The 21,650-nt window shown below is 61.9% G+C and carries 16 protein-coding genes; 11 read left to right on the top strand and 5 right to left on the bottom strand.

The genetic code is table 11. The features are described from left to right. Positions 1–13: 13 nt before the first annotated feature. The 4 genes from ACTJLB_RS31730 to ACTJLB_RS31715 form a co-directional block, all read right to left on the bottom strand. Positions 14–2,410, bottom strand: coding sequence for a PIG-L family deacetylase (locus tag ACTJLB_RS31730; RefSeq protein WP_440785602.1), 2,397 nt, complete (start codon positions 2,408–2,410; stop codon positions 14–16). A 124-nt stretch (positions 2,411–2,534) separates the two neighbouring features. After that, complete coding sequence (locus ACTJLB_RS31725; protein WP_027777968.1) at positions 2,535–2,987, bottom strand: GDP-mannose mannosyl hydrolase; 453 nt, start codon at positions 2,985–2,987, stop codon at positions 2,535–2,537. A gap of 73 nt (positions 2,988–3,060) precedes the next feature. Next, a complete protein-coding gene (locus ACTJLB_RS31720) occupies positions 3,061–3,210 on the bottom strand; it encodes a hypothetical protein (RefSeq protein ID WP_214877251.1) in 150 nt (49 codons plus the stop codon). A gap of 126 nt (positions 3,211–3,336) precedes the next feature. After that, positions 3,337–5,337, bottom strand: a complete 2,001-nt coding sequence (locus tag ACTJLB_RS31715) for a hypothetical protein (protein WP_440785601.1) — start codon at positions 5,335–5,337, stop codon at positions 3,337–3,339. A 788-nt stretch (positions 5,338–6,125) separates the two neighbouring features. On the opposite strand from ACTJLB_RS31715, the gene ACTJLB_RS31710 reads away from it, so the two are divergent. From ACTJLB_RS31710 to ACTJLB_RS31670, 9 genes are all read left to right on the top strand, one after another. Further along, a complete protein-coding gene (locus ACTJLB_RS31710; RefSeq protein WP_027804910.1) occupies positions 6,126–7,109 on the top strand; it encodes a helix-turn-helix domain-containing protein in 984 nt (327 codons plus the stop codon). 86 nt (positions 7,110–7,195) lie between these two features. Continuing rightward, positions 7,196–8,743, top strand: coding sequence for a mannose-1-phosphate guanylyltransferase/mannose-6-phosphate isomerase (locus tag ACTJLB_RS31705; RefSeq protein ID WP_408192927.1), 1,548 nt, complete (start codon positions 7,196–7,198; stop codon positions 8,741–8,743). A gap of 52 nt (positions 8,744–8,795) precedes the next feature. Beyond that, on the top strand, positions 8,796–10,181 hold the full coding sequence (locus ACTJLB_RS31700; RefSeq protein WP_310354273.1) for an undecaprenyl-phosphate glucose phosphotransferase: 1,386 nt from the start codon (positions 8,796–8,798) through the stop codon (positions 10,179–10,181). A gap of 68 nt (positions 10,182–10,249) precedes the next feature. Beyond that, on the top strand, positions 10,250–11,389 hold the full coding sequence (locus tag ACTJLB_RS31695; RefSeq protein WP_020069782.1) for a polysaccharide biosynthesis/export family protein: 1,140 nt from the start codon (positions 10,250–10,252) through the stop codon (positions 11,387–11,389). Positions 11,390–11,438: 49 nt separating this feature from the next. Further along, the gene (locus ACTJLB_RS31690; protein WP_020069783.1) at positions 11,439–13,673 is read left to right on the top strand and encodes a polysaccharide biosynthesis tyrosine autokinase; all 2,235 of its coding nucleotides are present in this window, start codon (positions 11,439–11,441) and stop codon (positions 13,671–13,673) included. A 98-nt stretch (positions 13,674–13,771) separates the two neighbouring features. After that, positions 13,772–14,890, top strand: a complete 1,119-nt coding sequence (gene gmd / locus ACTJLB_RS31685) for a GDP-mannose 4,6-dehydratase (RefSeq protein WP_087751513.1) — start codon at positions 13,772–13,774, stop codon at positions 14,888–14,890. A 5-nt stretch (positions 14,891–14,895) separates the two neighbouring features. Continuing rightward, a complete protein-coding gene (locus ACTJLB_RS31680; RefSeq protein ID WP_440785600.1) occupies positions 14,896–15,852 on the top strand; it encodes a GDP-L-fucose synthase family protein in 957 nt (318 codons plus the stop codon). A 25-nt stretch (positions 15,853–15,877) separates the two neighbouring features. Further along, positions 15,878–17,020, top strand: a complete 1,143-nt coding sequence (locus tag ACTJLB_RS31675; protein WP_088173045.1) for a glycosyltransferase family 4 protein — start codon at positions 15,878–15,880, stop codon at positions 17,018–17,020. Positions 17,021–17,083: 63 nt separating this feature from the next. Next, entirely contained in the window at positions 17,084–18,415 is a 1,332-nt protein-coding gene (locus ACTJLB_RS31670; protein WP_440785599.1) for a glycosyltransferase WbuB, read from the top strand. A 31-nt stretch (positions 18,416–18,446) separates the two neighbouring features. On the opposite strand, the gene ACTJLB_RS31665 is transcribed toward ACTJLB_RS31670, so the two are convergent. Then, on the bottom strand, positions 18,447–18,941 hold the full coding sequence (locus ACTJLB_RS31665; RefSeq protein ID WP_087751509.1) for a hypothetical protein: 495 nt from the start codon (positions 18,939–18,941) through the stop codon (positions 18,447–18,449). A gap of 184 nt (positions 18,942–19,125) precedes the next feature. Between ACTJLB_RS31665 and ACTJLB_RS31660 the strand changes: the two genes are divergently transcribed. Both ACTJLB_RS31660 and ACTJLB_RS31655 read left to right on the top strand, forming a co-directional pair. Continuing rightward, positions 19,126–19,740 carry a DapH/DapD/GlmU-related protein gene (locus tag ACTJLB_RS31660; RefSeq protein WP_310065725.1) on the top strand — a complete coding sequence of 205 codons (615 nt, stop codon included), beginning with the start codon at positions 19,126–19,128 and terminating at the stop codon, positions 19,738–19,740. 169 nt (positions 19,741–19,909) lie between these two features. After that, positions 19,910–21,643 (top strand): FAD-dependent oxidoreductase, encoded by a 1,734-nt coding sequence (locus ACTJLB_RS31655; RefSeq protein ID WP_440785598.1) that lies wholly within the window; start codon positions 19,910–19,912, stop codon positions 21,641–21,643. Positions 21,644–21,650: the final 7 nt, after the last annotated feature.

Here is a 21,650-nt window from a genome sequence, read left to right as displayed (position 1 = left end):
GGCGCGCCACGCGTTATTGCGCGAGCCGGTCGATTCTCACTGTCTCCGAAAACAGCCCTGGTAGCTCGCCGAGATCGTGCGGCGCGCCCAGGGCAAAGCCGTTTTCCAGCGGATAGCGCGATAGCGCCGGTGCGCCGCCAGTGAAGTAAAAGTCGCCGAGCGTCGCGTCGGTTCTGCGGTAAAGCACGAGTGCCGCGCCGTGCGTGTCGCGCACATAGCCAGGGAATACATCCGACCACGACATGCCGCGCAACGAAGCTACGTGCACCGGCGTCGCTGCGGATGCAGCGAGGTCGAGTGTGGCGATGTCGATCAGCGTGTCGGCGTCGGTGCCATTTACACGCGGCGTGACCAGCACTAGCGTGTCGCGATCGTCGCCGCGCGACGACGCGACCGTCGTCTTCACGAAGCCCGGCACGAAGTTAGCCGGCAACATTCTGCGTTCGCCGATGCTCATCCGTGCCCCGTCGTTGGAGATGATCGTGAGCGACACGCGTTCTTGCGCCGTCTCCATGGCGACGAGCGACGAGCGCGAGCCCGCGTTGCCGAACGGCAGCAACGCAGCGTTCTGTGCAAGGCCTTGAGCTTGCGCGACGAGCACAGGGGCGGCGCCACGATCTGCAGAGCCGGCAGATGACGCGATCCACAAGTCAAGGCCGCTGTCTGCGCGCTTTTGCGCAATGAGCACACTGGCTCTACGCGTGCCGGTGAAATCCGCAGCCACGTATTGCTGAGCAAGTTCGGGTTTAAATGCCGCGTCCGTTTGCAACCAGAGGCGCGGTGCATCGAAACGATCGCCCAAACTGCGCAGTAGCCAGAAGGCGGTACCGTTCTCTCGCGCAGTAACGACCATCAGGTCAGCCTTGCCATCGCCGTCGAAGTCGCCGAGCAGGAAACGCGCGCTGTCGAAGCACAGTTTGTCGCCCGCGCAGCTCGGCGCGGTGGCGTCCGGGTCGAACGGCACAGCGGCTGCATACCAGAGCGTCGGGAGCGCGGCTTTTTCGAGCGACGCTGCGTAGACGTTGAAGCCGGGACCATCGTGCTGCCGCTGCACATAGATTGCGGATTGTGCTCCCGTGCCCGTCACGTCTGCGTACATTGCGGTGGCGAGCCGCAGATCGTTTGCCTGGATGCGTTGCGTCGTGGCCCAGCGGTAACGCGTGGTGAGCGCGGTGCAGCCGCGCATTGTCAGCTTGCCGTCGTTTTCACCGAGGCAATGGCGCATAGGCGTGTAGACGAGGCCGAAGTCCCACGGCGTCCAGCGTTGCGCAAGGTCCCACTGATCGCAGCTTTCCGAGCGCAGATAGCCGTCGCGCTCGGCGATGCATTGCGACGTCGCCGCGCTGACAAGCGCCGCATTGCGCGCGTTGCCGGGATAGACCGGTACCGGCTCCCATCGCCATTGCTGCATGGCGGATCCATTGCATGCGGCGAGCGTGGGCGCACGGCCGGGCCCGTTTGCAGTTACGCAGCGATTCGTCGCGACATTGAATAGCTGTATGGGACGCGCCTGGAAGTCCGGCACGCGGCGATCGCTGCGATCCGCGAATGCATAGCGCCGCGCGATCCAGTTGCCGTCCCACTGAAACTCGCCGAATACATGCGACGACTCGCTTCCGTCGATCGAAAAATAGCTCGCGACAATGTCGCGCTTGCGCTGCACTTCGGTCGCGGGAACATTGGCCGGCCAGCCGCCCGTCGGGTATGTCACGTGATAGACGATCGGCACGCTCTTCGCGAGAGTCTGCGCAACATGACGCGCAATGCGTGCGGCAACGATGTGATCCGGATGTTCGACAAATGGTACGGTGTCCGGATTAAGCGTGTAGATCAGCGTAGCCTGAGCGAGAATTGCCTTCAATGTGGCCGACAGCGTGTCGCGGTCGTATTTCATGCGCCCCGAGCCGTCCGTGCTCATCGGATACGAGAAAAGCGTTGCGCGCTGCTCCCACAGCAAGCCGAGCGGCTGGCGTCCGCCGCGCACGCCTCCGCCGGGCAGCCGCAATTCGAGCAGGCGAACCTGGGGCTTTGCTTTCAACACCATTTGATGCACGAGCTTGCCGGCAATCTCAACGTTCGATTCGCTCCACGCGTCAGGCACCCCCGCCATGCGCGAATACGCGAGCCGGGAGGCCCGTTCGCGCGTGAGTACATAGGAGAAGTTCGCACCGTTTGCGCCGCCGATCAGATGCACCGTAGTGATGCACCATCCGGCATCCAGACGCTCGCTGATCGCGGGATCGACGAAGAGCAGATCGTCATCGAGATGCGCGACGACCGTGACGAGTGTGCCCGCCTTGCAGGCGGCTGCGCGCGCTGTCGCCGGGAACATGGCGAACACGAGCACTGCGAGCACCGCGACAAGCGCAATGCATGATTCCCGAACAGAACTGGCTACTGCTGATCGCATGTCGATTCGAGCCGTTAAAAGTGGGCTCGATCATACTGCAATGGTCTGACGTTCCACGTTGCCGGGATAACACTGCGCGCGACATGATTGCCCGCGCTTCGCCGATGCGTATATGTCCGCGCGATTAGCGGAAGTACGCCTTGGTGTTTTCGTGGACGTCCGGGTGAGCGAGCAGCTCGGCCGGCGTGAGCCACAGATAGTCGCTGTGCTGATCGGGCCGCCCGATCTGCTGCGTGTTGCCGGGCGACAGCGCATAGGCGAGCACGATGTAGTGAGTCGACACGCCGGGCTCTGCCGCGAAATTGTCGCTGTAATGATGTTCGAACACGCCTTCGAAGCGCGCGGACGAACGCGCAAGCTTTGCGATACCTAGTTCGGCGTCCGCAATGCGCGCGAACGCGGCGTCGAGCGTTTCATCTTTCAGAATGCGGCCACCGGGCACAAACCACGTGCCGCGCGCGGGCCGGTTCCGGCGATGGCCGATCAGGATTCGTCCGTCCGCGTCCCTCACGATCAGATCGATCGCGACGAGTGGCGTTAGACGAACAACGTCGAGAAAGTCGATCTCCGTCAGCATTTCAGTTCCTTAAGCGAAGGTGCGATGTCCGGCGCGACTTTTCTGTTGCAAGCGGCCGGATGGCTAATGATCGCTAGTAATCGCCGCGGTTGTCATCGTCGCGGGTCAGCTTCTCGGCTACATAGGCGAACAGCAACAGGAGCACGAGTGTGCCCGCCGCCGCAAGCACAAACGCGCCGGCCACCGCCGCGAGTAACAGCTTGATCCATGCAACGCCGTTCATTGGGCGGCTCCAGCGCGTCGATAAGAATGCTAGCTTTACCGGCGCGGAGTTTTTGTGCGCTACCTAGCTATCGCGGCGGTTTCGCCGCGCGATGTCGCGTACCGATCGCGTCATGCGTCCGGATCTCTATCGGGCAACGTAGCCTTCCGGCGCAGTCACCGCGTCCTTGAACACGTCGGCGTTCCCCGACAGCACATAGAGAGGCGCGGGCGACAGTTTCAGGTTCGCGACGCCGTCGCGATACAGTACGGCCGTTGCGTTGCCCATCATGTCGAGCGCAGTGACTTCGCCGCTCGTGCCGGGTGCGTCGACACGCAAGCGGTAGTCGACGCTTTGTCCCGCGTTGAAACCGGTTTTCGCGCTCCATCGGCCGTTGTCGTGAGTCCACAGCGCAGTCACGATCTTGCCGCCGCCAAGCCGTCTGAACGCATATGCATGGACACCTGCTGGCAGGCCCTTCAAAGGCCCAAGCGTATTGGTTCCGTCGATGATGCGTGTCATTGCCGCGACCGCGAGCGCCGCGGGTTTTGGGCTGATCCGCGAGGGACCATACGCGCCTTTCGCGTGTTCGAGCTCGAAGAAGATGCCGTAGCCCGGCGCGGCATCCGGCATGTCCGCGAGATAGAACACGTAGGTCATGTCGGCGCCCTCGCCGAGCAGGATCAAATGCGTGCGGGCGACAACCGCGGCTTGTGCGTACAGCACGTCCGCGCCTGGATAGTTCTTACCGTACGATTCGCCGATGTCGTAACTGATGCCCGTTTCGGTCACGAAGAGCGGCGCGCCCGGCTTCAGGTATTGACGCATTTCGTGGCGCAACGCACGCATTGAAGCAGCCAGTGCTCCGGATACGGTGCCCTCATTGCGTGTGTCGGCGACACGCTCCGGCGGGTGCGATGGCGTCGTGCCGATGTCGTAATAACCGTGAACGGTCATGCCGTCCATATAGCGGCCGATGCCTAGCGGACCCAGACGGCGCATCCACGTCACGTTGCCCTGCACCGATGAATACGTGAGCCCCATGACCACCGCATGCGGGTCTGTCTGATGGATGCCTTCCCACACTGCCTTGTACATCGCGACGAAATTTGCGTCGCTATCGCGCCATGGCAATCCGCCATCCGCGTCGGGCTCCCACGTCACCTGATAGTAGTTGTCACGCTGCTTCGGAAAATACGTGGTGCGGACCCGGTTCGACTCCGCGCCGACCTTTGCCATGTAGTCCTTCATCCGCGCGAGTGAAGTAGGTGCGTAGCTATGAGTCTCCTTGCCCGTGGTGCTTGCCCACTTGGGGATGCCGTCGAGCTGGATCAGACGCATGATGTCGCCGCGCTGGAAGTACGGCGTTAGCTGCTTCGTCGCGGGATTGAAGGTGCCCGGCTTATCGGGCTCCTCCATATACCAGTTGCGATTGTCGTTGGCCCACGTCAGGCCGAGCGCGGTATAGACCGGACGGTAGCCGTCGCCGTCGCAGCAATGCTGGCCGGGCGCGAGATAAGCGGTGCCCTGGCCGCCGAAGCGGTGCAGGTCGTCGTAGGGAAACCGCACCGGGGGCAAGGCCGGCGCGGTATCGGGCAGTACCCCGAAGGTCGCGATTCCTGCGGGACGTGTGCCGCGCGATTCGAGCTGGCCTCGCGCACGTGCGAGCGAGGCCGACACGGCAAAGTAGCCCGCCACTGTAGATGAGCAACTTAGCGTCGCCGACGTCGTGCCCGCCGCGACGCCGAAGCTCCCACTTGCACGCACAACGTTCCACGTGTCGCGTATCTGCCAGTTGAGCGTGTCGTTTTGCGGTGCGCGCGCGGTGATGACGAGCGTGAACGGTTTCGACGCGGCGAAGAGGCGCGTGCCGTCGCTGGGCGTGTCGGCTTCGATGAGATCGCCGTTGGATGCCGCGCGCGTCTGCGATGACGGTGCCCAACAGCGCAGACCTTGACCCGACGGCGCTTTAAGATCGGCTGGCGCCGCGGATGCGGCCGCGGCCGCAGCGGCTGCATTGCATTGAGCCGGGAAGCACCACAGTAGCGTGACGACGGCGAAAAAGAGGGCGGCGGGCCGCGTTGGAGCGCGCGCTCCGGATAGATCGCCCAAGCTCCGCGTTGCGCCGTATTTGCTTCGATTCGACATACATTCCCCCGTGCGTTCGCGGCGTATGTGGACGCGCGAACGTCGTCAAACTGCTAATTCACCAGGTCAGAGCCGCCTCGGTGTAGCGTCCGTTTCGGCGTGTTGCGGAAAGCGCATAGTGCAATTCCGCAATTTCGTGGCGGTTTTCGCCGGTTTGCGGTCTCGCGCCTTACGCTTCTGGTCCGTCATTTGCGCTGCCGCGTTATCAGATGTTATTTCGATGTTTCAGGTCTGAAACATTAATCGGCATCTTTATATTCAAGTCGCCCAATAAGAACAAATTAAATAATTTAAGTGAGCAGTAACGCGCCTATATTAGACACTTCTTTGCGATTTTGAAGTGCGCGGTGTCCATCGAACTCGCGAAGGTGCGCAGCAGGTTGGGCGGCGAGCCTTGGCGTGGAGGAGAAATCATCTGCACATCGCGCAGCAACCGGCAAAAACAGCTTTATAACAGCGACCGGCGCGCGCGGATTGGATTGTAACCGCCCTTTTTTGAGTCGTGATCCAGTGTGCGGTGGCGAACGAAATGCGCTCCTGCTTTGCACTAACATTCGCACAACGCCAATTCAATGATATGCGGAATCGGCAATTAATTCGGTGCAATTCGGTGTCGGCAGAATATTGCCGAAAATCACCGGCGAGCCACCCCTGTCAATGCGCCAACATGTCAACACTATCGGTCATGGCGGCTAAATACTTGATTTAGGGTGGCTATGATGCACTGCTCGGAGTCGGCCCGTAGTGGCCGTGACGGTGAAGGAAGCCGTTTTCTGGTGAGGATAGCTATGACCTGCGCGAGTCTCGAGTCAGCAATGCTGCGCTGGGTGCACGCACCGAACAAAGGGATGCGTCGCATCGCGATATTGATGTTCAACGACTGCTCGCTGCAAGGCGCCGGCGTCGTAGCCGAAGTGTTTCAGGCGGCGAACGATCTCGCGTCCACGGGCTCCGGCGGCTGTTCTTATGACGTGTGTTTCCTGTCGGCAGACGGCGGCATGGTGACTTCATCGTCTGCTCTGCGAGTGTGGACGGATGGACTCGACGCGAGACATTACAGCGGCTTCGACGCGTTGTACGTGGCCGGCGGCAAGGGTGCCCTGGCCGCTGCGAAGGACGAACGCCTGATTGCCTGGTTGCGCCGCGTGCGTCACAACACAGGGATGATCCGGCCGATCGCGGAAGGGCGCGCACTGCTCGACGCGGCATACGTGCCGGACGCAACCGGCGGCAACGAGTTGCGCGAGCCGTCGGCACTGCCGCGCCAGACCGAGCAGACCGCCGACGCAGGCGATCGTCTCGAGTCCATGCGCAGTGCGCTCGCAATGATCAAGCGCGATCTGGGCGCCGCGACCGCGCGCACCGTTGCGGAGCGTTTGCTGGCCGATTCGTGCTCGAACCTCGGTCCGCTGCTGAGCGAAGACGGCGCGCTTACGCCGGGTGACAAGGTCCGCGCGGCGGCGCGCTGGCTGCAGGAAAACTGTCAGCAGTCGATTTCGATTGCCGACGCTGCCCAGTTCGCGGCGATGAGCGAGCGCAACTTCCTGCGCCGCTTCAAGATGGAAATGGGCATTACGCCTTCGAGTTTTCTGCTGCACGAGCGTCTTGCAGTGACGTGCAGTCTGTTGACCGAGTCCGAACTGCCGGTCGACAAAATCGCGCGACGCACCGGCATGGGCAACGGTGACAGGCTCGCGAAGGTGTTTCGCAAGCGAATGAGAATTTCGCCTACGGAGTTCCGGATTCAAAGCCGCCGCATGGTGGGTCAATAGCTTCGACGGCGCGAGCCGGGCCCGCCTGATACGCGCAGTCGCCACGTCTGCTCTGGCGTTATTGAAGAATCATAAGGATTACGAATATGTTGACTCAGGGAACCGAAAACGGCGCGTCTTCCAATGCGAGTGGCGAGGCAACCGGCGCGCGTTGCACGCGCATCGTCCCCGTCATCCTTGCGGGCGGATCGGGCACGCGGCTGTGGCCGGTGTCGCGCGAGAACTATCCGAAGCAGCTTATCGACGTGGTGGGTTCGGATTCTCTGCTGCAAGCCACTGCGCGGCGCATGAACGGATTCCCGTCGAACTGGCAGGTCGACGCTTCGCCCATCATCGTTTGCGGAGAAGAGCACCGCTTCGTGATTGCCGAGCAGTTGCATGAGAACGGTGTCGAGGCCCGCCTGATCGTCGAGCCCGCTCGTCGCGATACGGCGCCCGCCCTTACGCTCGCGGCATCGCTTGCGTGTGCGGACGGTAAGGACGGCATTCTCGTCGTGATGCCGGCCGATCATTCGATCGCGGATCTCGGCGCATTGCAGGCCGCGCTGGAAAGCGCAGCGCTTTACGCGGAACGAGGCGCGATCGCGACGCTGGGCGTGCCGCCCACGCGGCCGGATACCGGCTTCGGCTATATCCGTATCGGTGCCGCGTTGCCCGACGGTGGACATGCGATCGACAGCTTCGTGGAGAAGCCAGCGGAGGAACTCGCTGCGAAGTACGTTGCCGCGGGAACGTACTGGTGGAATAGCGGCATCTTCATCGTGCGTGCGAGCGTGTGGCTCGATACCCTCGCGCGCCTCCAGCCCGAGATGCACGCTGCATGCGAGCGCGCGTTCCGTGACGGGCGCAGCGAAGGCGCGTATTTCCGGCCGCTCGTTGACGCGTTCCTCAGTGCGCCTGCCGATTCGATCGACTACGCCGTGATGGAGCGCCTGACCGATACACCGGACGCAAATGCGACCGAGGCCGCTCACGCAGACGGCGCATCGCCGGCGGGTGTGGTCGTCAGGCTGGAGGCCGGTTGGTCCGATCTGGGTTCGTGGGATGCGGTGTGGGCCGCGATGGAGAAAGACGCCAACGGCAACGCAGGGCGTGGCCGCGTGACGTTCGAAGGAGCGGTGTCGAGCTACGCGCATTCCGAAGGACGCCTTGTTGCGTGCGTCGGCACGACGAATGTGGTGGTCGTCGAAACCGCTGACGCGGTGCTCGTGGTGGACCGCTCGCATGTGCAGGACGTCAAGGGTCTCGTGTCGCGCATCAAGGCGCAGCACGCACCGGAAGCCGATGCGCATCGCAAGGTGCATCGCCCGTGGGGTTTTTACGATTCGATCGATCACGGCGAGCGCTTTCAGGTGAAGCGCATCGTCGTGTCGCCCGGCGCACAGCTTTCGCTCCAGCTGCATCATCACCGCGCGGAACATTGGGTCGTGGTGCGCGGCACGGCGCTCGTCACGCGAGGCGAAGAGCAATTCCTGCTGAGCGAGAACGAGTCGACTTACATCCCGCTCGGCACGCGCCACCGGCTCGAAAACCCGGGCAAGGTGCCGCTCGAAATTATTGAAATCCAGTCGGGTACTTATCTGGGCGAAGACGACATCGTGCGATTCAACGACAACTACGGCCGTTGCTCATAGGCAGCGGGCCGGACGGGTTGCGAACAGGAACGGCCAGTACGAGGTAAGGAAAATGCGCAAGTTTCAGGATTTGCTCGCGCGAATGTTCGATGTCGCGTTGGTGCTGGCGGGTGCGGCGGTAGCGTCGCAGATCCGCTTCGATTACCTCGCTCAATCTGGTTTCTATTGGGCGCTGGTGATGTTTGCCGCTGCCTTCGCGCTGGCGATCTTTCCCGCGTTCGGCGTGTATGAATCGTGGCGCGGCCGCTCGAAGCTGATGCTGGCCGGTCAGGTGTCGCTTGCATGGCTGATCGTGCAGGGCAGTGCGCTCGTGCTCATGTATTCGCTGCATCGGATCGACTTCGTGTCGCGTTTGTGGTTCTCGTACTGGACTGCCGTAACAGGTGGCTTGCTGATCTCGTACCGGCTCATCACGCATGCGGTGCTTGCGCGAGCACGCAGTGCGGGCATGAATCTGCATCAGGTGGCGATAGTAGGGAGCGGCTCGCAATGCGACGCGATCATTCGCCGTATCGAATCCGCACCCACCACGGGCTTTCGCGCGACTGCGGTCTACAACACGAGCCCGGAGAAGTCGCCAGTCACGAGTACGCGGGTGCCGGTGTTCGACAGTGTGGATGCGCTCGCTGAATACATCCGCACGAACGATGTTCACGAGTTGTGGCTGATGTTGTCGCTCTCCGAAGAGCCGTTGATCTGTTCGCTCGTCAGCGAGTTCCGCGACGATCTGGTGAACATCCGTTTCATGCCCGACGTGCGCAGCCTGGCACTCTTCGAAGGCAGCGGCGTGATCGACCTTCTCGGCGTGCCGGCGATCAACCTGGTTGCGTCGCCGCTGTCGGCGAACTCAATGCTGAAGAAGGAGATCTTCGACCGCCTGTTCGCGGCCGCCGCGCTCCTTTGTCTCGCTCCGGTTCTGGTTGCGATCGCCATTGCGGTGAAGCTGTCTTCGCGTGGGCCGGTGTTTTTCAGGCAGAAGCGCAAGGGTGCGGACGGACGCGTATTCACCATCTACAAGTTCCGTTCGATGCGCCTGCACACCGAAGAAAAAGGCACCGTCAAACAGGCCACGCGCAACGATCCGCGCGTGACGAAGGTGGGTGCGTTCCTGCGCCGCACGAGCCTCGACGAACTGCCGCAGTTTTTTAACGTATTGCGTGGCGACATGTCGGTCGTTGGACCGCGTCCTCATGCGCTCGAGCACGACGACCTCTATCAGAAAGTGGTCGCGGGCTACATCAATCGCTATCGGATCAAGCCGGGCATTACAGGTTGGGCGCAAATCAACGGCTTTCGTGGCGAGACCGACCGCATAGAAAAAATGGAACGTCGCGTCGAACATGACCTCTACTACCTGGGGCATTGGTCGTTCGCACTCGACATGCGGATCATCGGCGCGACGATTGTTGCCGGACTGGTGCATCGAAACGCTTACTAGTTGTTAACAAAGCACGCGGGGCGTCGCCTTATCTGGGGAACGCCGCTCCCGCGCAAGGAGGAAATGTTATGAGCTCGCTTGGTACACGCACGGGAAGTCTTACGGTTTTCGCCATCGCTGCATTGCTCGCGGGCTGCGCCGCCGCGCCTGGTCAGCGGATGGACACACCGGCCATGCTTCAGGAAACAGGTGGCGATTTCAGCACCGAACCCGCGCAGCAACAGACGATACCGATTACCGATATCAATCTGTCGCTGGTGCGCAAGATGCGCACCGAGCAATCTACTGCCGCATTGCCGCCCGAAACACTGGCGCTTTTCGGCAAGCCGACCCCCTATCGCGTGGGCCCCGGCGACGTGCTGCAAATCGTCGTGTGGGATCACCCGGAACTCGCGGCAGCTTTGGGCCAGCCGGCGCAGAACGGCAAGACGACCGACGCCGCATCGGGCTTTCTCATCGACGAAAAGGGCGATGTGCAGTTCCCGTACGCGGGCACGGTGCACGTGGCCGGCAAAGACGTCGGCACGATCCAGAAGGAACTGTATAGCCGCCTGAGCAAGGTCTATCAGAAGCCGGAAGTGACCGTGCGTGTAGCGTCTTTCCGCGCTGCGCAGATTTACGTAGACGGTGAAGTGCGCACGCCTGGCACGCAGTCGATCAACGACATTTCGATGTCGCTCACGAGCGCGATCAACCAGGGCGGTGGCTTCAGCCCGAATGCCGATCGCAGCCGCGTCGAGCTGGTTCGTAATGGCGTCACGTATCAGCTGAACATGGACGAGCTGCTCAAGCGCGGACACAACCCGTCGAACATCTATCTGCAACCGGGCGACGCGATCCGCGTGGCTTCGCGCGAAGACAGCGGTGTCTATGTGATGGGCGAAGTGAACAAGCCTGCGACGATCACGCCGATGCGCAACGGTTCGCTGACGCTTTCGCAAGCCATTTCGGATAGCGGCAGCTTCGATTCGAACACAGCCGCCACGCGGCAACTGTTCGTGATCCGCAACTCGACGAGCGATTCGCCGCAGGTCTATCACCTCGACGCAACCTCGCCGGTTTCGATGATTCTCGCCAACCAGTTCGAGCTGCAACCGAAGGACGTGGTGTATGTCGGTCAGGGCGGACTGGTTCGCTTTAACCGTGTGTTGAACCTGCTGCTGCCGGCAATCAATGCGGCTGTGACTGGTGCCGTGCTCGCGAAATAACGACCCTATAACGTAAATCAGAACCGCCGGGTTCCGCTGGGTGACCAAAATGGCAATCAATTTCGAAAACCGCTACACCGACGTGTCCGGACCGGACGAGCTTCATCTGTCGGACTATCTCCGCACGATCGTGCGGGGCTGGCGCACCATTGCTATGGTGACGCTGATCGCGCTCGCGCTGGGGTGCGCGTACGCTTTCCTGGCCCCGCCAACGTATCGAGCGGATGTGTTGTTTCACGTCGAGGACAAGACGGCGAATGCCAACGCGAACGGCAAGGACTCCTTGCCGCCGCTCACGGGGATGTTCGATACGAAGCCGTCGACCGCGGCCGAAATCGAGCTGCTCAAATCGCGTCTCGTGACCGAGGAGACCGTTAAGAAGCTGCATCTCGACATCACCGCTACGCCGCGCTATATGCCGGTTATCGGCAGCCTGATTGCCGGGCTCGTGAACGGGCAGTGGGGCTTCAAACTGCCGCAGTTCATCAATCTGTCCGGCTACGCATGGGGCAATGAAAGTATCGCGGTGTCGCGTTTCGACACGTCGAAAGAGATGTACGACACGACGTTCACGCTGATCGCCGGCAACGACCGTTCGTATGTGCTGCGCGACAAGAACGGCATTGCGATTCTGTCTGGCCACGTTGGCGAAACGGTGGAAACCGACACGGCCGACGGTCCGATCGCCCTGCGTGTCGATTCGCTGACCGGCGCGCCGGGCTCGCAGTTCGAGTTGTCGCGTGCATCGACGTTGAGCACGGTTGATCGTTTGCAGAAAGCGCTCGTCGTGCAGGAAACCACGCTGCAGTCCGGCGTGATCCGCGCGAGTCTCGAAGGCGGCGACAGCGCGTTGACCGCAGCGATCGTCAACAGCATGGCGCGTGAATTCGTGCGCCAGGACGTTGCGAGCCGTTCGACGGAAGCCGAGCACATGCTCGCATTCCTCGATCAGCAATTGCCGGGCTTGCGCAAGGAGCTGGACGACGCCGAACAGCGCTACAACAAGTTCCGCAATACGCACGGTACGGTGGATCTTGGCGAAGAGAGCCGCTTGCTGCTTCAGCAGATCGTCGACAACAAGACCAAGCTGCTGGACCTGCAAACGCAACGTGCGGAGATGTCGCAACGCTTTACTGCGAACCACCCGGCGGTCGCGTCGCTGGATGCGCAAATCGCAGCACTGCAGGGCGCGCAGACCAATATGAACCGCAGTGTGTCGGTGATGCCGGACACGGAGCAGACCGCGTTGCGTCTGTTGCGTGATGTGCATGTCAATACCGAGCTCTACACGAACCTGCTCAATAGCGCGCAACAACTGCGCGTGGCGAAGGCTGGTCAGGTCGGCAACGTGCGGGTGGTCGATTTCGCCGAGGCGCCGGATGAGCCGGTCCGTCCGAAGCGCGTGATCGCAATCCTGATCGCGCTTGGCGGCGGCCTCGTGCTCGGCATCATGCTGACCTTCTTCAAGCGCGCGATGTACGGCGGCGTGGAGCGTCCGGACGAGCTCGAAGCGGTGCTGGGCGTCCCGGTGTTCGCCGTGGTGCCGCGCAGCCAGACGCAGTTGCGGTTGCAGGAAAACGTCATGTTGCGCCGTCGCGGCTTGCATGTTCTCGCCCAGCAGGCACCGGAAGATATCGCCGTCGAAGGCGTGCGGAATCTGCGTACCTCGCTGCAGCTTTCACTCGACCACGCACCGAATAACGTGGTGATGATCACAGGTTCGCGGCCCGACGCGGGCAAGTCGTTCCTGTCGGTGAATCTGGCGGCACTGGTGGCGTCGGCAAACAAACGCGTGCTGGTTATCGACGGCGACATGCGGCGCGGTGACGTGCACTCGCATTTCGGCATTGCGCATCAACCCGGTTTGTCGGATGTGCTGAGCGGCGGCGATCTGGCGTCGATGATCCAGCGTGACGTGCTGCCGGGTCTGGACGTGCTGGCGAAGGGCACGCTGCCGTCGCATCCATCCGAACTGCTGATGAGCTCGCGCTTCGAGTCGATGCTCGAAGAACTGAAGGCGCGTTACGACCTGGTGATCATCGACACGCCGCCGGTTCTTGCGGTGACCGATTCGACGCTGATCGGCAAGCATGCGGGTACGACACTGCTGGTGGTGCGCCATGGCCGTCATCCGGTGAATGAAATTGCGGAGACCGCCAAGCGTCTTCGTAATGGAGGCGTCGGACTCAGAGGTGTATTGCTCACTGATGTGCCGCAGGAAGGAGCATTCCTCGGTTCCGGTTATCAGGGCGGCTATTACGGATACGACAGTATCGCGGGTTGAAAAGACAGTATCGCGGGTTGAAAGACAGTATTACAGGTTGAAGATCGGGGCTGAGTTTTCTCGCCACAAGTACTAAAAAGTTCAAAAGGGGAAGCTTCATGAAACGCAAGGTCGCGCTGATCACGGGGATCACGGGGCAGGACGGGTCGTATCTTGCCGAGCTGTTGCTCGCTAAGGATTACGAAGTTCACGGCATCAAACGCCGCTCGTCGCTATTCAACACAGATCGAATCGATCACCTGTATCGCGATCCACACGATCCGGAACAGCGGCTCTTTCTGCATCATGCGGATTTGACGGATTCCACCAGTATTCTGCGCGTGATTCAACGCGTGGAGCCGGACGAGATTTACAACCTGGCGGCGCAAAGTCACGTTGCAGTATCGTTTGAAGAGCCGGAATACACGGCTAACGCGGACGGTCTCGGCACGCTGCGTATTCTCGAGGCTATTCGCATCCTGGGACTCCAGAACAAGACGCGCTTTTATCAGGCGTCGACTTCGGAACTGTATGGCCTCGTCCAGCAGGTGCCGCAATCGGAGACCACGCCGTTCTATCCGCGCAGCCCATATGCAGTGGCGAAGATGTTCGCGTACTGGACGACCGTCAACTATCGCGAGGCCTATGGCCTTTATGCATGCAACGGGATCCTGTTCAATCACGAATCGCCCGTACGCGGCGAGACCTTCGTGACGCGCAAGATCACGCGTGCCATTGCACGTATCGCGGTCGGCATGCAGAAAACGCTGTATCTCGGCAATCTTTCCGCGTTGCGCGACTGGGGCCATGCGCGCGACTACGTCGAGATGCAATGGCGCATGCTCCAACAGGAGCGGCCGGAGGATTATGTCATCGCCACTGGTGTGCAGTACAGCGTGCGTCAGTTCGTTCAGCACGCTGCCGCCGAACTGGGCGTTACCGTGCGTTTCGAGGGCACAGGTGTCGAGGAAATCGGCATTGTCGAGAAGGTGGAAGGGCGCGAAACCAGAATGTCGCCGGGCGACGTGATCGTGCGCGTCGATCCGCGCTACTTCCGGCCGGCGGAAGTCGAGACGCTGCTCGGCGATCCGTCCAAGGCGCATGCGCAGCTCGGATGGCAGCCGACCACGTCGTTCGCTTCGCTCGTCAAGGAGATGGTTCGCTCCGACTTTCAGATTGCACGTCGTGACGCGCTCGTCACGCTCGCCGGTTTCACGGCGCTCGAACATCACGAGTGACTGCGATGAACAAACATTCACGCATTTTCGTCGCGGGGCACCGCGGCATGGTCGGCTCTGCGCTGGTCAGACGGCTCGCTGCCGCGGGCTATACCAACGTGATTACCCGGTCGCGCGTCGAACTCGATCTCACGGATCAGGCAGCCGTGAACCGCTTCTTTCAGGCGGAGAAGATCGATGTCGTGCTGCTGGCCGCGGCGCGCGTGGGCGGCATTTTTGCCAACGCGTCGCGGCCGGGCGAGTTCATCTATGAAAACCTGGTGATCGAAACCAACGTGATTCACGCGGCGTATCGCGCACAGGTGGAACGGCTCGTCTTTTTCGGATCGTCGTGCATCTACCCGAAGCAGTGTCCGCAGCCGATTCGCGAGGAATATCTGTTGACCTCGTCGCTCGAGCCGACCAACGACGCGTACGCGATTGCGAAGATCGCGGGCGTGAAGTTGTGCGAGGCGTACAACTGCGAATACAACACGCAATACGTGTCGTTGATGCCGACCAATCTGTATGGCCCGAACGACAACTACGACCTGAACAGCAGTCACGTGTTGCCGGCGCTTTTGCGCAAGGCGCATGAAGCGAAGCTGAACGGAGCGGACACGTTGACGGTGTGGGGCTCGGGCACTCCGCGCCGCGAGTTCCTGCATGTCGACGATCTGGCAGCGGCCACGTTGTTCGTGCTTGAAAACAACGTGACCGAAGGTCTCTTCAACGTGGGCGTCGGCGAAGATCTGTCGATTCGCGAACTGGCGGAATGCATTTGCAAGGTGGTGGGTTTCGAGGGCGAACTGGTGTTCGATGCGTCGAAGCCGGATGGCACGCCGCGCAAGCTGCTCGACGTCTCGCGTCTTGCGAAGATGGGCTGGCGCTCGACGATCGGACTCGAGCAGGGAATCGCATCGACGTATCGGGATTTCGTCGAATCGTATACCGGGTCGGCGACTACGGCTGCCATGCAATGACGCCTTGTCGAGGAGCTGCATAAAAATGTCTGCATCAGTCACCATCTTCCACAACGTCGTATGGTCGCGTCACAAAGGTGTCGTCTTTTCTGCGCTGCACAATATTTCGGCATCCGGAGCAATTCGCTATTCAATGGTCCAGATCGCCGATACCGAGCACGACCGCATCGGCTTCTCCGATGTCGATTATTCGTACCATCGGTATCCGATGCAAAAGCTGTTCGACGGCTGCTACGAAGACGTGCCGACAATCAAGATGATCGCCCGGCTCACATGGGAGGTGCTGAAGGCCAAGTCCGATCTGATCGTGCTTCCCGGCTATCACCGTCCGGAATATTGGGCGATGCTTGCGGCGTGCATCGTGACGGGCAAGCGGCGCGCGGTGTTTTGCGATTCGACAGCGCGGGATCGGCCGAAGAAGCTCATTACGTCGATTCCAAAGCGCGTGTTCTTTTCGCTGTGCGACGGCTATTTCGGGTTCGGCGAACGCAGCCGCGATTATCTGCTGTCGCTCGGCGCGAAGCGGGAGAAGATTTTCGTGCCGTGCCAGGCGGCCGCGTTGCCGGGCTCGTTTTCTCCGGAACGCGCGTTAGTGGAGCGCGTCGCCGCGCGCGCCGGCAATCCTCCGGTTTTTCTGTACGTGGGACGTCTGTCGGAAGAGAAGGGCATCGGCACGCTGATCGAAGCGTTCGCCGGCCTGCGCAAGCGTATTCCTGCAGCACAGTTGCGCATTGTGGGCACGGGGCCGATGGCCGACGCATTGCACGCGAAGGTCGCGGAACTGCAACTGACCGGTGCGGTGACTTTCGCCGGCAGTCTGCAGGACGAGCCGCTCACGCGGGAGTACTACGGCGCGACGTGCATGGTGTTGCCGAGCTATAGCGAGCCGTGGGGCCTCGTGGTAAACGAGGCGCTCGCGCACGGTTGTCCGGCAGTGGTCAGCGAAAGCTGCGGCTGCGTGCCGGAACTCGTCGTCGATGGAGTGAGCGGCTATTCGTTTACCGCCGGCGATGTTGCCGGATTGCAGCGCACGCTCCTGAAGGCGATGGAGGCTTTCGCCGATGCGAGCGGCACCGCTCACCGGTGCATGGATGTAATTCGTCGTTTCGATCCGCCTTCTGCAGCCGCCAATATTGCCCGGGGCTGTGCGCTGATGCTGAGCGATTGACGGGCGTCGCGGCGTCGCCGCGAGGTCGGGCATAGCAGCCTTAAACACGTTCAGACACGCACAATGAAGATCCTGATCTACGGCCTCAATTACGCGCCCGAACTCACGGGGACTGGCAAGTACACGGCAGAAATGGCCGCGCTGCTTGCGAGCCGGGGGCATGACGTCCGCGTGGTATGCGCTCCGCCTTACTACCCGGATTGGCGAGTTTCCTCGGGGTACACATCGTGGCGCTATCGTCGGGAAGAGCGCGACGGTGTCACGGTATGGCGCGCGCCGCTATGGGTGCCTTCACGCCCGACCGGCGTGAAGCGGATGATTCATCTGGCCAGCTTCGCGGCAACCTCTTTGCCGTTGCTCGCGTTGCAGGCCTTCTGGCGACCCGATGCAGTACTGTTGATCGCACCGACCTTGATGTGCGCCCCCGCGACGATCGCGCTCGCTAAGGTCGCCCGCGCGAGCGCGTGGCTGCACATTCAGGACTATGAGGTCGACGCCGCCTTTGAACTCGGCCTGCTCAAAGGCTCGCGTGCCGCGCGGATCGCGCGCTGGATCGAGAGCCAGTTATTGCGCCGCTTCGATGCAGTGTCGTCCATCACGCGGCAAATGAGCGCGCGTGCGTCGACAAAGGGCGTCGAGCCTTCGAAGGTGGTGTGCCTGCCCAACTGGGTCGACGTGTCAGCGGTGTTCCCGCTGTCGCGGCCGAGCGAGTATCGAAGCCTGCTCAACATATCCGACGAGCAGAAGGTCGTTCTGTACTCGGGCAACATGGGCGCGAAGCAGGGTATCGAGACGCTTGCGGAAGCGGCGGCCTCGCTCGCGTTTCGCCCCGACGTCACGTTCGTTTTCTGCGGTAGTGGCGCCGCCAGAGAGAACCTCGTCAAGCGCTGCGCCGCGTTGCCGAACTGCATCTTTCTTCCGCTGCAGCCGGTGGAGCGCCTGAACGAACTGCTTAATCTCGCGGACATTCACGTGCTGCCGCAACGCGCCGATGCGGCCGATCTGGTGATGCCGTCGAAGCTGACCGGCATGCTCGCGAGCGGTCGCGCGACGATTGCGATGGCACGGCGTGGCACGGCGCTTCACGAGGCGGTGCATTCGCGTGGCGTAGTGGTGCCGCCGGATAACGTGAAGGCGCTGGTCGGCGCTATCACTGCACTCGCAAACGACTCGCAGCGGCGGGCAGCACTCGGCCGCGCCGGGCGTGACTATGCGGAGAGCACGCTGTCGCCGGATTCGACGATCAGTACGTTTGAAGAACGCGTGGGAATGCTGTGCCGCGCGGCAGGAAGAAGGCGTGCGAAAGCGAGCAAGACGTATTTCGACGCAAGGCCTTCAGCGGTGGCGGTGCCGCACGCAAAGCCGGCTACTACGGAGGATGCCGCGCCGGACTGAACCGGCATGCGGCCTTCTCATGAATGCGCGATCACCACGGCGACCGGTAGACGGAGCGCTTACCCGTTGCGTACGGGTCGGTGTAGGCGGCCTTGGCGGCGCCGTCGGGCAGCAGCTTGTCCGCCGCGCGTTGGCCGGGGGCCGCGTCGGCCACCCGCAACTGGCCGTTGGCTGCGGCAGGCGCCTTGCGCTTACCCGCGGCGCCCTGCTGACCGGCTTGCTCGCCTCCGATAACAGTCATGCGTTGCTCGTCCATCAACGCCGCGCGGCGTGCGTCGTCGATGTTGCCGCCTCGCGCATCGGCGGCGCCGTATCCGTCGGGCGCGCCGAGCAGCTTCTGCTCCCGCTTGCGCTGCACGGCGCGGCGATCGATGGGAGCTTGCTGGGGCGCGCCATAGCCGGTCGGCGCGGTGGCGGTCATTGCGGGTGCTCGCGCGGGCGCGGCGTTCTGGGCGAGCGCGGGTCCTGCGCACGCGGCGGCAAGGACGAGCATGCAGGTGGCAGTACGTTGAAGCGAAGTGGTCATTGTGGTCCCCGGGTTAATACAGTTGTGGTGAAGATATCGTGCGCCAGAATCCATGCACGTAGCCGCCAAAACGCTTGCCTGGACCGACACGTTTGAACGCACCTATGGCGGCCAATGCCACTCGCAGAAAAATGATCAGTATCCCTGTGTATATCAGCAGGAAAGCAAGGTATGGAGGAGCATGATGGGCAACATTGCTGACGATCCGCGGCTCGCATGTGCGCCGCAAGCAGAAAGCGGCGCCGCCGGGCGCCGCGTCATCGACCTGAGTCTCGCCGGCAAGGGGAATTACCGCGCGGGGCGCAGTGCGCTCGTAGAGCTCATCTGGTTCTTCGTGGAAGCGTGCGTGATCAACAACAAGCTACTGCCGTTCTCATTCGTGCGAGTGGCTTTGCTGCGCCTCTTCGGTGCAAAGATCGGTACAGGGTGCCGTTTCGTGCATCCATTGCGCGTGAAGGCGCCATGGAATCTCGAGGTCGGTGACAAGTGCTGGTTTGGCGTCGACGTATGGATCTACAACCAGGCACCGATTCGCATCGGCTCGAATGTGTGCATCTCTCAAGGGACGTTCCTCACGGCCGGCTCGCATGACATGAGCACGACGATGGACCTGCGGGTAGCGCCTATTGTGATCGAGGACGGCGTGTGGATCACGTCGAAATGCGTCGTGCAAATGGGCGTGACGATCGGCCGCTCGGCAGTCGTCACGCCGCTGTCGGTCGTACATCGTTCGCTTGAAGCCGAGGGCGTGTATGGCGGAAATCCGTGCCGTTTTTTACGGAAGAGGTTTCTTTCGTGACCTGAAGCACAGAAGTAAAGCCGCAGCGTTTATACGCTGAGGAGACCGACGTGGTGGCAACCGGAGAAATGGCACATCCGGTCACGGCATGTGGGCGCGTTGCTCGCAAGCCGCTCGCTTGCGAGCCAGCGACGCCCCACAAACATTATGAAGAATACGGGAGCTGCGGATGTTCATCGATACTCGCAATGTCGAGCAAAACACGGTCATTGAAACGACGGTTTGCATCATCGGGGGAGGGGTCGCGGGCATTACGCTCGTTCGTGAAATGTCGCGGATCGGCGTGGATACCTGCATGCTTGAAAGCGGCGGCCTCGTTCCCGACGAGGAGACACGCGACCTCTATCGCGGCGAGAACGCCGGACTGCCGTACCGGTTCGCGGACGGCTCGCGCAGCCGCTACCTTGGCGGCAGCAGCAACTGCTGGGGCGGCTGGTGCCGCCCGCTCGATCCGTGGGACTTCGAGAAGCGCGACTGGATTCCGCATAGCGGCTGGCCGTTCGGTCTGGACGAGCTCGCGCCATACTATGCGCGCACGCACGATCTGCTGAAGCTCGGCCCTCAAACCTTCGACCCCGCCTACTGGGAGCGCGAGATCGGCCGCCCGGACGTGCGCCGCATTCCGCTAGGCACCGGCGATATGCGCGACACCGTCGCCCAGTTCAGCCCTCCGGTGCGCTTCGGCAAGGTGTATCGCGAGGAACTGGCGCGCTCTACGCGCGTGCGCGTGTTTCTGTACGCGAACGTTCTGAACATCGACGCGGATGCTCAAGGCACGACGATCACCCGAGTGCAGGTCGGCACGCTCAGCGGCCGCAGGATGACCGTGAAGGCGCGCATCTTCGTGCTGGCCACGGGCGGAATCGAGAACGCGCGCCTGCTGCTTGCTTCGAACAACGTGCAGGCGGCGGGACTCGGCAACGCGAACGATCTGGTGGGACGCTACTTCATGGATCACCCGCGCATGATGTCGGGGAAAGTGCGTTTCCTGCCGGGCGTTGCGCGCAACAAGCTGTATGACATCAAGTACCACTACCAGAACCCGGCTGTCTCGGCACACGGAACGAAGATCTCTTCTCAGTTCGCGCCGAGACCGGAGATGATGGAGCGCGAAAAACTGCTCAATTCTCGCGTGTGGCTTTATTCGCGGTGGTACGGCGAAGGCAGTGCGGGCTCCGAGGCGCTGATCCGCTGCAAGGAAGCGCTGATGCACAAGGACCAGCCGGGGCGCAGCCTGAAGGCGGACATTGCGACGATGGCGGCGCATCCTCTGCATACGGTGGGATATGGCTTGACGCGGCTGCTACAGTGGCCGGCGCTGATCACCGACGTCACGCTGCAGGCAATCGTCGAGGCAGTACCCGATCCGGATAGCCGCGTCACACTGAGCGCCGATAAACGCGATCAGTTCGGCATGCCGCGCGTGAAGGTCGACTGGCGCCTCGGCGACCAGGTGAAGCGTACCTTCGACAAAACGTTCGACGCGCTCGCGAAGGAACTGCGGCTCGCACGCGTCGCCGAAGTCCAGCTCGATGCGCCGCTCGAAGGCAGGGCCTGGCCGCAAAAACTGGAAGGGACGTGGCATCACATGGGCACGACGCGCATGCATGATTCGCCGCGCGAGGGCGTGGTCGATCGCGATTGCAAGGTACACGGCATCAGCAATCTTTACATTGGCGGCAGTTCGGTGTTCCCGACTGTCGGCGCGAACTTCCCGACCATTACGATCGCCGCGTTGTCGTTGCGGCTCGCCGGCCACCTGGCCCGGCAGCTCGACGTTCCGAACATCGTCGGCAATACGCGCGCGGAAGCGGCCAATAGCGGTGTTACGCCGGCGCAGTCGCCGGTAGAGACGCTGCCGATCGCGGCCTCGACGTTGACGCCGTTGATGAAGGAGCAGTGAACCGGCA

It is taken from the genome of Paraburkholderia sp. 22098, assembly GCF_052045935.1.
GTDB classification, from domain to species: Bacteria; Pseudomonadota; Gammaproteobacteria; order Burkholderiales; family Burkholderiaceae; genus Paraburkholderia; species Paraburkholderia caledonica.
The sequence above is the reverse complement of the archived record's forward strand: the minus strand, read 5'-3'. Positions and strand labels throughout refer to the sequence as shown.